This is a genomic window from Nocardia higoensis NBRC 100133 (genome assembly GCF_000308595.1).
Taxonomy (GTDB): Bacteria; Actinomycetota; Actinomycetes; order Mycobacteriales; family Mycobacteriaceae; genus Nocardia; species Nocardia higoensis.
Genome location: NZ_BAGA01000086.1, coordinates 23830 through 36410 on the forward strand (window position 1 = coordinate 23830; position 12581 = coordinate 36410).

Annotated in this window: 10 protein-coding genes; 3 read left to right on the forward strand and 7 right to left on the reverse strand. The window is 67.9% G+C overall.

Annotation, left to right across the window (positions count from 1 at the left end; translation table 11 throughout):
• Positions 1–2 precede the first annotated feature (2 nt).
• From ON26_RS15600 to ON26_RS15625, 6 genes are all read right to left on the reverse strand, one after another.
• Positions 3–1040 (reverse strand): MCE family protein, encoded by a 1038-nt coding sequence (locus ON26_RS15600; RefSeq protein ID WP_040796877.1) that lies wholly within the window; start codon positions 1038–1040, stop codon positions 3–5.
• Positions 1037–2314: an MlaD family protein gene (locus tag ON26_RS15605; RefSeq protein WP_040796878.1), complete on the reverse strand. Its 1278-nt coding sequence runs from the start codon at positions 2312–2314 to the stop codon at positions 1037–1039. Before ON26_RS15605 ends, ON26_RS15600 begins: the two co-directional genes overlap by 4 nt.
• Before the next feature lie 2 nt (positions 2315–2316).
• Positions 2317–3171 carry an ABC transporter permease gene (locus ON26_RS15610; protein ID WP_040796879.1) on the reverse strand — a complete coding sequence of 285 codons (855 nt, stop codon included), beginning with the start codon at positions 3169–3171 and terminating at the stop codon, positions 2317–2319.
• A complete protein-coding gene (locus ON26_RS15615) occupies positions 3171–4007 on the reverse strand; it encodes an MlaE family ABC transporter permease (protein ID WP_085999021.1) in 837 nt (278 codons plus the stop codon). Before ON26_RS15615 ends, ON26_RS15610 begins: the two co-directional genes overlap by 1 nt.
• A 732-nt stretch (positions 4008–4739) precedes the next feature.
• Positions 4740–5339: a hypothetical protein gene (locus tag ON26_RS15620; protein ID WP_157171912.1), complete on the reverse strand. Its 600-nt coding sequence runs from the start codon at positions 5337–5339 to the stop codon at positions 4740–4742.
• Between the two features lie 304 nt (positions 5340–5643).
• The gene (locus ON26_RS15625) at positions 5644–6378 is read right to left on the reverse strand and encodes an enoyl-CoA hydratase/isomerase family protein (protein ID WP_040796881.1); all 735 of its coding nucleotides are present in this window, start codon (positions 6376–6378) and stop codon (positions 5644–5646) included.
• A gap of 92 nt (positions 6379–6470) precedes the next feature.
• On the opposite strand from ON26_RS15625, the gene ON26_RS15630 reads away from it, so the two are divergent.
• The 3 genes from ON26_RS15630 to ON26_RS15640 are packed head-to-tail and all read left to right on the forward strand — an operon-like array spanning position 6471 to position 10683.
• Positions 6471–8042, forward strand: a complete 1572-nt coding sequence (locus ON26_RS15630; protein WP_051027108.1) for an AMP-binding protein — start codon at positions 6471–6473, stop codon at positions 8040–8042.
• Between the two features lie 35 nt (positions 8043–8077).
• Complete coding sequence (locus tag ON26_RS34205; RefSeq protein WP_040796882.1) at positions 8078–9256, forward strand: amidohydrolase family protein; 1179 nt, start codon at positions 8078–8080, stop codon at positions 9254–9256.
• Positions 9253–10683: a FadD3 family acyl-CoA ligase gene (locus ON26_RS15640; RefSeq protein WP_040796883.1), complete on the forward strand. Its 1431-nt coding sequence runs from the start codon at positions 9253–9255 to the stop codon at positions 10681–10683. Before ON26_RS34205 ends, ON26_RS15640 begins: the two co-directional genes overlap by 4 nt.
• Before the next feature lie 30 nt (positions 10684–10713).
• Here the strand turns inward: ON26_RS15640 and ON26_RS15645 are convergent, their stop codons facing one another.
• Positions 10714–12513, reverse strand: a complete 1800-nt coding sequence (locus ON26_RS15645; RefSeq protein ID WP_051027118.1) for a 1-deoxy-D-xylulose-5-phosphate synthase — start codon at positions 12511–12513, stop codon at positions 10714–10716.
• Positions 12514–12581 lie beyond the last annotated feature (68 nt).

Sequence of the window (12581 nt, forward strand, 5' to 3'; positions counted from 1 at the left end):
GCTCACCTACAGACGGGCGAATACTGGGCTTGCCCACCCGGAGTGGCGAGCCCGACGACGGTCGGCACGAGGTTGCTCAATCCGGGCAGCACCGTCACGCCGAAATTGCACAGATAGGTGTTCAGGTACGCGCCTTCCTGGCTCACCCGCGCCAGCCCCTTCATCAGGGCGGGCATGTTGAAGCCGAGATAGGCGAAGTTCTCCTTGTTCTCCTGGAAGTGGCGCGTGAAACCCGGCTCGCGGTAGAGCATTTCGGTCAGGTCCGGCTCGATGCCGTCGACCACCCGCGCCATCCGGTCGGTGGTGACCGAGACGGTGGTGAGCGCGCCGAGCAGTTCGTCGCGGTGCGCGCTGAGCCCGTCGACGAGGGCGCGAGAGCGGACGATGAGCGAACTCAGCTCGCCGGCCTGCCCGGCGAGGTTGCCCACCACCCGGTTCAAGTTCGTGATGACCTCGCCCAGCACCTCGTCCGGGCCGGCCAGTGCCTGCGCCAGCGCGGAGACCTGCTCGATCAGCAGCACCAGCGAGGCATTGTCGCCCTGCAACGCGGTGACCAGCGCGGCGGTCAGGTTGTCGACCTGGTGCGGGTCGAGGCCGGCGAACAGCGGCTCGAATCCGTTGAGCAGCGCCGAGATGTCGAAGGACGGCTCGGTGCGCTCGAGCGGGATCTCCGCGCCGGGCGCCAGCTCGCCCGGATCGCCGTGATCGACCTTCGCCAGGCCGAGATAGCGCTGACCGATGACGTTCTGATAGGTGATCGAGGCCCGGGTGTCGCCGTAGAGCTTCTGATCGGATCCCACCCGGAAGCGCACTCGCGCGAGCGTGCCGTCGAGTTCGATGCGGTCGACACGGCCGACCCGCACTCCCGCCATCCGCACGTCGTCACCGGCGCGCAACCCGCTCACATCGCTGAACACCGCGCTGTAGCCGTACGTTTCGCCGTCGATGCGGCGATCCAGCGTCACGAAGGTCATCCACAACAGCGCGAAGGCGACCGTCACGAACAGGCTCACGCCGATCAGGGGCTTGCGGTAACTCATCGGTCGCCTCCGGTGGGGAACGGCCCGTCGGCCAGCAACGGCGCGAGCAGGGATTCGGCGCCGTTGCCGCCGCCGGTGAGCACGCGCTCGATCAGCTCGCGCAATTCGGCGGGCAGTTCCTGCGCGGACAGGCCCGCGGGCGCGTAGGTACTCGGGTCCATGGTCGCGGGCAGCTCCTGGACCGGGATCTCGGTAGGCGCCGTCGCGCAGCTCGGGCCGGCGAGCTCGCCGTAGCGCGGGCAGTCGGCGCGGGTGTACATGGTGTGCGGGGTCAGCCGGAACTGGAATTTGCCGATGCCGCGCGGATGTTCGGCGTTGTAGAACTCCGAGAACCACAGCCCGGACAGTTTGTTGAACCGGGCCACGATCGGGCCGAAGGTCGGCGCGCCGTCGGCGAAGACGTCGAGCACGGGGCCGAAGTCTTCGAGCACGGTGTCGATCCGGTCGACACGTCGCTCCAGGGCGCCGTCGACGGTCTCCAGGGTGGCGCCGCCCGCGCCCATCAGATCGGCCAGCGCCGCCTGGTGCTCGGCGAAGGTCTGCAGGGGCACCACCGCCGCGTGCAGTGCGTCGACCAGTTCCGGGGCGGATCGCTCGAGCCCACGCACGGCCTCGGCCAGCAGGCTCAGCGTGGGCACACCGCCGTCGGAGGTGAGCAGCGCGTCGAGTTCCCTGGTGATCCGCACCGTCGCCGCCCCGGCCGCGACGATGTCCGCGCCACGCCGATCGGTGGCGCGCGCGACCGCCGTGAGCGCGCCGACAGCGGCGTCGGTGCCTACCCGGGTGGCGGCGGCGAGGATTTCGCGCAGTTCGGTGAGCGCTGTCTGCAACTGGACCGTCGACAGACTGCGGTCCTGGGTGATCTCGGCGTGCTCGGTCAGCGCCGGACCCGGTCCGTTGTCGACCAGTTGCACCGACGACACCGCGAACACATTGCTCGGCACCACCCGCGCGGTGACGGTGGCCGGAATGCGCCGTGCCGCAGCCGGTTCCAGCGCCAGCTGCACCCGTGCGGGACCACCGTCGAGCGAGGGCGTGACCCGCCCGACCGTGCCGACGAGCAGTCCGCGGAACTTCACATCTGAACGCGGCGGCAGCCCGTCGCCGAGCTGGTCGAGCACGGCGACCACGTCGACCTTCTCGTCGAAGCGACCGGTCGACTTCATCAGCAGCACCGAGACCACCACGCCGGTCACCAGGACCAGTACCAGCCCGCGTGCCACCAGTGCGAAACCGGAGGGCCCGCGGCCGTCCTTCTCGAACAGAATCGACATGCTCACCCCCCGAGCCGAGCGCTCGCGCCGATGCCCCACAGGGCGATGGTCAGCAGCAGATTGACGACGATCATCAGCGAGATCGCCGAACGCATGGCGCGGCCTGCCGCGATCCCGACCCCCTGCGGACCGCCCGCGGCGTAGAAGCCGTAGTAGCACTGCACCGTCGAGGTGATGATCACGAACAGCAGCGCTTTGATCAGCGAGTACACGATGTCGGGCCCGTTGAGCACCAACTGGAAGTAGTGCTGGTAGGTGCCCGCCGACAGACTGCCGGTCATTCCCACGACCATCTGCACCGCCAGATAGTTCGCCGCCAGGCACATCAGGTACAGCGGAACGATCGCCAGCATCGAGGCCATCAGCCGGGTGCTCACCAGATACGGGATCGAGCGGATCGCCATGGACTCCATCGCCTCGATCTCTTCGGAGATCCGCATGGCGCCCAGCTGGGCGGTGAACCGGCAGCCCGCCTGGGAGGCGAAGGCCAGGCCCGCCATGATCGGCGCGAGCTCGCGGGTGGAGGCCGTCGAGGCGACCAGCCCGACGGTCGGCTCCATCCCGAGCAGGTGCAGCGCGTTGTAGCCTTCGAGCCCGACGATCGCGCCGCCTGCCGCGCCGAGGACGATGATGACCCCGGCCGTGCCGCCGCCGACCACCAGCGACCCGTTGCCCCAGGTGACATCGGCCAGTATCCGCAGGAACTCCGCGCGATAGTGCCGCAGCGCCAACGGAATCGAGAAGAGCGACCGCATGGCGAAGGTGCTCATGTGCCCGAGCCGCATCATCACGACGCCCGCCCGGCCCGCGCCGAGACGCAGCAGCTTGGTGCCCGGAGGGTAGTAGGGAGCAGCCATCACAACCCCTGCCGGGGGAACAGGATCATCGACAGCTGGGTGAAGACGACATTGACCACCATCAGCAGCAGGATCGACGAGACCACGGTCGAATTCACCGCATTGGCCACCCCGGCGGGCCCGCCCTGGGTGGACAGCCCCTTCTCGCAGGCCACCACCGCCACGATCGCGCCGTAGACAACGGCTTTGACCAGAGTCAGCACCAGATCGCCCACGGTGGCGAAGGAGGCGAAGGTGGTCACGAAACTGCCCGGCGCGCCGTTCTGCACGAAGACGTTGAACAGATAGCCGGCCAGGAAGCCGACGAAGCACACCACCCCGGTCAGGGAAAGACCGACCAGCACCGCCGCGGCCAGGCGCGGCACCACCAGCCGGCGCACCACCGAGACCCCCATGACCTCCATGGCGTCGATCTCGTCGCGGATCTTGCGCGAGCCGAGGTCCGCGCAGATCGCCGAGCCCACCGCCGCGGCCATCAGCAGGGCGGCCACCATCGGCGCGCCCTGCCGGATCACCGCGAGCCCGCTGGCCGCACCCGCCAATGAGGACGCACCCACCTGCCCGGCCAGCAGACCGAACTGGATGGACAGCGTCACCCCGATCGGCAGCGAGACGAAGATCGTCGGCAGCACCGCGGCCGAGGACATGAACGCCGACTGCCTGACGAACTCGGCGAAGGCGAACCGGCCGGTCAGCACATCGACCACCAGATACTGCACCGCCCGCACACCGAGGACGAACTGACCACCCACGGTCGACAGCGCGGTCACGGGGTGGCGGCGCAGGTACCCGCGCCACCACTGCGCGATCTCTCGCGTCGCGACCTGCTGCGTCATAGCGATCAGCTCTCACATCCGGCCTCCGGCGCACTGCGCGCCGCAAGCGATCCCGTCACCCGTTTCCGGGAAATTCGCGCGCACGACAGAACAAACCGGAGAAATGGTTTCGTCGATTACCGCGAGGCAGCCGGCCGATCCGGCCACATTGCCTTCCCCGATATTGTGGGGGCCATCGCATCGGTAGTCAATAACTTCCGGAAAATGTACAGCACCCCGTTCCGCGCTCGCCCGATCCAGTCGTCGACAAAATTCCGGGGGTGCCGCACACCTCTCCCGGATTCCGCGACCGAGCTGGACCGGAAATGTCTTCTATTCACATCCAGGCAGCTCAGAAGCACTGCATGTCGGAACCCCTTCCAGCGGGGACAACCCGAAAAGAACTCACTACAGGTTGTGCCGAGAATAATTTTTCCAGGAATTATCGAATAAAATTGAGCCCTGTCGACAGGGGTGGCGAACGATTTCTACGGACCGAAGACACCGACGATCCGAATATCGCGGAACTGCGATCGATTCCGCGCGCCCGCTCAGGAGCATCGCGCGAAAAATTAATTACGGCGAACGCGAAATCGCCTATCGATTCCGCTCGCGGAACACCACGGATCCGGCACCGGGCGATTCGCGCCCGCCGTTCCGGAAGCATGCCGCACGCCCCCCGAGAAGGCGGGCCTCGTCCGGCCCGGCCGTCACCCCTCGCACCGGCCGTTCGTGGCCGGCGGTCCCCCGCGCCTAACGCACCGCGACCAGGCGAGTCCCCCACTGCGTGCCCGGCGCGGGCGTATCGGAGAACTGCAGCCACTCCTCGGCGGTGACCGCTTCGCCGGCGCAGCCCGCGGCCCGCAGCGCACACGCCTTGAACGCCCGCGCGGCCACGCTGATCCGGTACGCCATCGGCGACACCCGCGTCTCCAGCTCGGCAGGCAATTCGCCCCAGACCCCGACCTCGATCTCGCCACCGTCCAGACAGCCGAGCACACCCTCGCGGACCCGAGGGTCGCTGGTGTACATCGACGGATCGATCGCGAGCGTCTGTGGCCAGATGTCGTGCGTGGGCACCGCCAGCGCCTGTTCGAAGTCCAGCACGGTGGCACCGAGGATCTGCAGCGACCGGGCGTGCGAGTGATCGCGCACCAGCACCGTCACCTCCCATCCCGCGGTCGAGCGGTCGAACAACCAGCCACCGGCGCAGCGGACGATATCGATCGGACGGGGTGCGACCATCGCCACGCGGTAGCGCAGCGGATGCCTGCGCGCGTGCGCACGCCAGCGGGACACCGAGTTCAGTCCCGCGGCGCGGGGGGTGAGGGGGTCGACGGTTCGTACAGCCATGGGTTCCATCCCCGTTCGTCGAACAGCAAGATGTGGCGGCCGCACCATCACCGCGCCCCGGCAGGACGCCGCCCACGACACCGACCCGGCTGGATCGGAGACCTCGACACGTGGACGGGGAAACGCGCGACGGGCGAACCGGATTCGAACCAACCACCCGGCCCGGAACCCACGGTGAGTTCGGGCTGGAACTCGAGCTCGGGCCTGAGATCGGAGCCTGCTCCGGACGGTGCCGCCGAACACACAGTAAGGTCATTCTCGGATCGGTGATGGCCATCTCATATTTCGTCATATGTGATGTACCTCACTTGACTGCCGCCGCGCGTTTGAGTACGCGATCGGCGGCTTCCCAGTGCTCCTCGGCCACCCAGAGGCGGGCGAACGCGGCGACCGCCTCGCCCGCGGGAACACCGGCCAGCACCCGTTTGATCTCCACAGCGGGCCCGTTGGCCAGCGATTTCGCGAGATCCCGCCAGCCGCGGTCGAATTCGCCACGCGGCAGCACCCGGTCGATCAAGCCGAGTCGTTGCGCCTCGGCGGCATCCAGAACGGTTCCCGACCCCGCCAGCATCAGCGCCCGCCCACGACCGACCAACTCACCGAGCCGCTCGGCGCCACCCCAGGCCGGCATGATCGCCAGCGACACCTGATTGAAGCCGATCCTGATGTCGGCGGCCGCGATCCGGATATCGGCGGCGACCGCCACTTCGGCGCCGCCGCCGAGCGCGTGCCCGTTCAGCGCCGCGATCACCGGACCGGGGAAGCCGGCCAGCCGGTCGCAGATCCCGCGCATGTGCCAGGCCATTTCGGCGGCCTGTTCCTCGGTGCGCAGCCGGGCCAATTCCTTGAGATCCCCACCGGAGACGAAGCTGCGATCACCCGCGCCGGTGAGCACCAGCGCGCGCACCCCCTCGGCCTTCTCGACCTCGTCGAGGACCTGCCCCAGCTGATCCATCGTCTCCGGCGCGATGGCGTTGCGCGCCTGCGGCCGGTTGATCGTGACGACCGCGAGCCCATCGCCCACCTCGAGCTCCACCATCTCTTGTTCTCCCTTGCGAAAATATGATTCTCTCTTCTTGAGAATCATATACTTACTCGTGACCTGGACAGGAGCGAGAAGGGGAGAATCCCATGCGCACCATCCCGGACGAGCTGCTCCGCCGGTACCACGACCAGGGCTGGTGGACCTCGGAAACCATCGGCGATCTCCTGACCCGCGAACTGGCGGCCGCGCCGGACACCGAGTTCCACATCCACTCCGCGATCAGGCCGTGGAGCGGCACCTGGCACGAAGTAGAGAGCACAGCGCGCAGGCTCGCCGCGGGACTGCGCAGGCGGGGCGTCGGCCCCGGCGACGTGGTGGCCTTCCAGCTACCGAACTGGATGGAAGCGGCCGCGGTGTTCTGGGCCTCGGCCTTCCTCGGCGCGACCGTGGTGCCGATCGTGCACTTCTACGGCCGCAAGGAAGTCGGCTACATCCTGCGCGCCGTCGCGCCGCGCGTCTTCCTCGGCACGAAGCTGTTCGGCGACAACGGCATCGACGAGGACATGCTCGCCGATATCCCGGTGGTCGCGATGGTCGGCGAGAACTTCGAGGAGCTGCTCGATCCCGAGCCGATGGCGGGCACGCTGCCCGTCGACCCCGCAGGCCCGGCGCTCATCGCGTTCACCTCGGGCACCACCAGCGACCCGAAGGGGGTGATGCACAGCCACCAGACCCTCGGTCACGAGACCCGTCAGCTCGCCGGCATGTATCCCCGCGACCGCGGGCACCAGCTCACAGCGGCGCCGGTCGGCCACTTCATCGGCATGGTCAACGCCTTCCTGATCCCGGTACTCGACCGCCTGCCGATCAACCTGACCGACGTCTGGGATCCCGCCCGCGTGCTCGCCCTCATGACCGAACGCGAGCTCACCGTCGGCGGCGGCGTCGCCTATTACATGACAAGCCTCCTGGACCATCCGGAGTGCACCCCCGAGCACCTGCCCTATCTGCGTTACGCCGGACTCGGCGGCGCGGCGGTCCCCGCCGCGGTCACCACCCGCCTGGCCGGCCTCGGCATCACGGTCTATCGCTCCTACGGCAGCACCGAGCACCCGTCCATCACCGGCTCCCATCCCACCGCGCCCGAGGACAAGCGCCTGTTCACCGACGGCGCGCCGTTGCCCGGGGTGGAGATCCGCCTGGCCGACGACGGCGAAATCCTCAGTCGCGGACCGGATCTGTGCCTGGGCTACACCGACCCCGAACTCACCGCTCGCGCCTTCGACGAGCAGGGCTGGTACCACACCGGCGATATCGGCGTGCTCGACGCCGACGGCTACCTCACCATCACCGACCGCAAGGCGGATCTGATCATCCGTGGCGGGGAGAACATCAGCGCGCTCGAAGTCGAGGAGATCCTGCTGCGCCTGCCCGGGGTGGCCGAGGCGGTGGCCGTCGCGGTGCCCGACGAACGGCTCGGCGAGCGCACCGCCGCCGTCGTCCGGATCCAGCCCGGCGCATCGGTTCCCGAGATGTCCACCTTGCGAACACATTTCGCCGAGGCGGGCGTGGCCAAACAGAAGTGGCCCGAGCAGCTGCACATCGTCGACGACTTCCCGCGCACCGCCAGCGGCAAAGTCCAGAAGTTCGCCGTCCGGCGGTCTTTGGTCACCAGCGGTCCCCGCGGCACCGAGGATATTGCGGCTCACACCGAATGAGAATACGATTCTCTCAAACGAACAAGGAGGATTCCATGAGCGACTTCGGCTTGCCCTACCAGCTCTTCGACGCCGACAACCACCTGTACGAGACACAGGACGCGCTGACGAAGTTCCTGCCGAAGCAGTACCGAGGCGTCATCCAGTACGTCGAGGTCAACGGACGTACCAAGATCGCCATCCGGGGCCAGATCAGCGAGTACATCCCCAACCCGACCTTCGACGTGGTCGCGCGCCCCGGCGCGATGGAGGACTACTTCAAGAACGGCAATCCCGAGGGCAAGAGCAGGCGCGAGATCTTCGGCGAGCCGATGCGCTCCATCCCGGCGTTCCGCGAGCCGGGCCCGCGCCTGGAGCTGATGAACAAGCTGAAGATCCACCGGACCCTGATGTTCCCGACCCTGGCCAGCCTCGTCGAGGAGCGGATGCGCGACGATCCGGAGCTGATCCACATCGTCGTGCACGCCCTCAACGAATGGCTCTACGAGACCTGGGGATTCAACTACGAGAACCGCATCTACACGGTGCCGGTGATCAGCCTGCCCATCCTCGACAAGGCGCTGGCCGAACTGGAGTGGGTCGCCGAGCGCGGCGCCCGCGCCATCCTGGTGCGCCCGGCCCCCGTCCCGGGCTGGGGCGGCTCGCGCTCGTTCGCGCTGCCGGAGTTCGATCCGTTCTGGGAGCGGGTCACCGAACTCGACCTGCTGGTCACCATGCACTCCTCCGACAGCGGCTACGCCCGCTACACCTCGGACTGGGAGGGCGCCCGCGCGGAGATGCTGCCGTTCAAGACCAACACCTTCCGAATGGTCAGCGAATGGCGGGCCATCGAGGACGCGGTCGCCTCCTGGGTCTGCCACGGCGCCTTGTTCCGCCATCCGACCCTCAAGATCGCCGTCATCGAGAACGGCGCCTCCTGGCTGCCGCCGCTGCTGGAGAACCTCGCCGACGTCTACAAGAAGGCGCCGGAGGGCTTCGACGGCGATCCGGTCGAGGCGGTCAAGAGGATGATCCACGTCAGCCCCTTCTGGGAAGAGGATCTCGAGGCGCTGGCCGACCTGATCGGCGTGGAGCGAGTGCTCTTCGGTTCGGACTACCCGCATCCGGAGGGGCTGGCCGAGCCGGCCCGCTACATCAACGAGATCAAGAACATGTCGCCGCAGGATCAGGCGCTCATCATGGGCGGCAATCTCGCGAGGTTGCTCGGACTGTGAGCTGGGAGACCATCCCGGAGATGGTCCTGTCCACCGCCGACCGCTTCGGTGACGCCGAAGCGGTCGTGGACGGGGATCTCCGGCTGAGCTACGTCGAACTGGTCGATCGGGTGCGCCGGGCCGCAGGCGCGTTCGCCGAATCGGGGGTCGGCAAGGGCGACCGGGTCGCGATCTGGGCGCCGAACTCCGCCGAATGGATCATCGCCGCCTTCGGCCTGCTCACCGCGGGCGGCGTGCTGGTGCCGGTGAACAGCCGGTTCAAGCCGGCCGAGGCCGCCGATGTCATCACCCGCAGCCGGGCGAAGGCCGTGCTGGTGCAGCAAGGTTTTCTCGGAATGGACCATTCCGCACCGGACGGCATCCCGGTGATCGACCTGAAGTCCGATTTCCTGTCCGGCGGAGAGCCTTTCGAACGCCAGGTCTCCGGCGACGACATCGCCGACATCATCTTCACCTCCGGGACCACCGGCCGGTCCAAGGGCGTGATGATGAACCACCGGCAGTCCCTGCGCATGTACGCCGAATGGTGCGATCTGGCCGATCTCCGCCGGGGCGACCGCTACCTGATCGTCAATCCGTTCTTCCACACCTTCGGCTACCGGGCCGGACTCATCGCCTCGCTCATCCGCGGCGCGACCATCCTTCCGCTGCCGGTGTTCGACGTGGATCGGGTCCTGGAACTGGTGGCGAAGGAGAAGATCACCATGCTGCCCGGTCCGCCCACGCTCTACCACTCTCTGCTCGAGGCGGGACCGGGCCACGACCTGTCCTCCCTGCGCGCCGCGGTCACCGGCGCGGCCGACATCCCGGTGGAGCTGATCCGCCGGGTGCGCGAGGAGCTGCCGTTCGAGACGATCATGACCGGCTACGGACTCACCGAGGCGGGCACCGCCACCGCCTCGCGCCCCGGCGACACCTTCGAACAGATCGCGACAACGGTCGGCACCCCCTGCGACGGACTGGAAGTGCGCATCGCCGACGACGGCGAGGTCCTGGTCCGCGGATACAGCGTCATGCAGGGCTATCTCGACGATCCCGAGGCCACCGCCGCCACCATCGACCCCGACGGCTGGCTGCGCACCGGCGACCTCGGCGAACTCGATCCCGACGGCAGGCTGCGCATCCTCGGCCGCAAGAAGGACATGTTCATCGTCGGCGGTTTCAACGCCTACCCCGCCGAGATCGAGGGCTACCTCCTCGAACACCCGGCGGTGGAACAGGTCGCCGTCATCGGTGTGCCCGACGAGCGGCTCGGCCAAGTGGGCCGTGCGTACGTGGTGTCGAATACGACGGTGCGCGAGGAGGATCTGCTCGCGTGGGCCAAGCAGCGGATGGCCGGGTACAAAGTGCCGCGCTCGGTGCGGTTCCTGGACCGGTTGCCGCTCAACGCCACCGGCAAGGTGCAGAAGGATCGATTGCCGGCGTGACGACCGAGTCACCGAACCGGCCCACAGTGTTCACCCTCGGCCGAGACGCCAGTCGACGGCTGCCAGCCAGGTCGCGATGTCGCCGGCGATCGCCGTCGGCTCCAAGCCGACATCTGCGAGCATCTCCGCGCGGGTTCCGTGCTCGAGAAATCCGGCGGGGACGCCGATGCCACGCACCGGCACATCCAGATCGGCCGCACGAAACTTCGCCGCCACCGCCGCGCCGACCCCGCTGTGGGCCAGACCGTCTTCGACCGTGACGACGAGCCGGTACGCACGGCCGAGTGCCACCAGCGCATCCGGAACCGGCAATACCCATCGAGGATCGACCACCGTCACATCGACCCCGTTCCGCGCCGACTGTAGTGCCGCGGCGACGGCAACGGCGGCCACCGAACCCACCGCGACGAGCAGCACCGCACCGGCCGGGGAATCGGATTCGGCTCGCTCCGGCTGGTACAGGACATCGATCCCGTTGTAGTGCCGAACCGCCGGGATCGGGGCCCCCACCGCTCCGGTCGGGTATCGGATCGCGGTGGGGCCGTCGGAGATCGCGAGGGCTTCGGCGAACTCGCTACGCAGCGATGCGGCATCCCGGGGAGCGGCTACCCGAATACGCGGGACGATCGCAAGCAATGCCAGATCCCAGACTCCGTGATGACTGGGACCGTCCGGCCCGGTGATTCCCGCGCGGTCGAGCACGATCGTCACCGGTAGGTTCAGCAAGGCGACATCCATGAGCAACTGGTCGAAGGCACGGTTGAGGAAGGTCGAGTACAGCGCCACCACCGGGTGCAATCCGCCGAGCGCAAGGCCCGCGGCAGAGGTCAACGCATGCTGCTCTGCGATACCCACATCGAACACGCGGTCGGGGAATCGGGCGGCGAGAGCGGCCAGCCCGGTCGGCCCGGCCATCGCCGCGGAGATCGCGACGATCTCCGTTCGTCGCTCGGCGTGCACGACGAGTTCTTCGGCGAACAGTGTCGTCCAGGTCTGCGCGACGGTGGAGCCGACCGGCTCACCGGTGTGTGGATCGAATGGTCCGCGCCCATGCATCCGATCGGAGTCGTCGGCTTCCGCGGGCGGGAATCCGCGGCCCTTCTCGGTGATCGTATGGACGACGACCGGGCGGTAGGCCGCTTTCGCTTGCGACAGAGCGGCTTCCAGCGCGCTGATGTCGTGGCCGTCGACGGGGCCGAGGTAATCCAGTCCGAGCGCGGTGAACAAGGGCTCGGTGGGCCCGCCGACGGTGGGCCCGTATGAGCGTCCGTTGTCGTTGACGACGACAACGATGCGTCGCTTCACTCCGGTGGCGATGTTGTTCAACGCCTCCCAGCACATTCCGCCGGTCAATGCCCCATCCCCCACCACCGCCACCACGCACCTGTCGTGTTCGCCCCGCAGCGCGAACGACTTGGCCAGTCCGTCGGCATAGGACAACGCGGCCGAAGCGTGCGAGGATTCGGTCCAGTCGTGCTCGCTCTCGGCCCGGCACGGGTACCCGGAAAGTCCGCCGCGGGCGCGCAATCGGTCGAAACCCTCGCGGCGCCCGGTCACGATCTTGTGTACACAGGACTGGTGCCCGGTGTCGAAGATCATCGGATCCGTGGGTGATTCGAAGACCCTGTGGAGGGCGATCGTCAGTTCGACCACGCCCAGATTCGGCCCGAGATGGCCTCCGCTCGCCGACATCTTCTCGACCAGGAACTGCCTGATCTCGGCCGCCAGCAGGCCGAGTTCGTCAGACCGCAGCGTCCGCAGATCATGTGGACCGCCGACCCGGCACAGCACCGAGAGCCGTTGAGCGACAGACTCCGGTCCTGCTCGCATGTGGACCAACCTTCCTGCCGGCACTCGCCCGATCGGCATCGCGACCCCGAGTTCCTCGGCTTTCCTTC

Bases quoted from the DNA above. Each gene is read 5' to 3' on its own strand.
- ON26_RS15600 (WP_040796877.1), bottom strand. From the start codon at position 1,040: ATGAGTTACCGCAAGCCCCTGATCGGCGTGAGCCTGTTCGTGACGGTC.
- ON26_RS15605 (WP_040796878.1), bottom strand. From the start codon at position 2,314: ATGTCGATTCTGTTCGAGAAGGACGGCCGCGGGCCCTCCGGTTTCGCA.
- ON26_RS15610 (WP_040796879.1), bottom strand. From the start codon at position 3,171: ATGGCTGCTCCCTACTACCCTCCGGGCACCAAGCTGCTGCGTCTCGGC.
- ON26_RS15615 (WP_085999021.1), bottom strand. From the start codon at position 4,007: ATGACGCAGCAGGTCGCGACGCGAGAGATCGCGCAGTGGTGGCGCGGG.
- ON26_RS15620 (WP_157171912.1), bottom strand. From the start codon at position 5,339: ATGGCTGTACGAACCGTCGACCCCCTCACCCCCCGCGCCGCGGGACTG.
- ON26_RS15625 (WP_040796881.1), bottom strand. From the start codon at position 6,378: ATGGTGGAGCTCGAGGTGGGCGATGGGCTCGCGGTCGTCACGATCAAC.
- ON26_RS15630 (WP_051027108.1), top strand. From the start codon at position 6,471: ATGCGCACCATCCCGGACGAGCTGCTCCGCCGGTACCACGACCAGGGC.
- ON26_RS34205 (WP_040796882.1), top strand. From the start codon at position 8,078: ATGAGCGACTTCGGCTTGCCCTACCAGCTCTTCGACGCCGACAACCAC.
- ON26_RS15645 (WP_051027118.1), bottom strand. From the start codon at position 12,513: ATGCGAGCAGGACCGGAGTCTGTCGCTCAACGGCTCTCGGTGCTGTGC.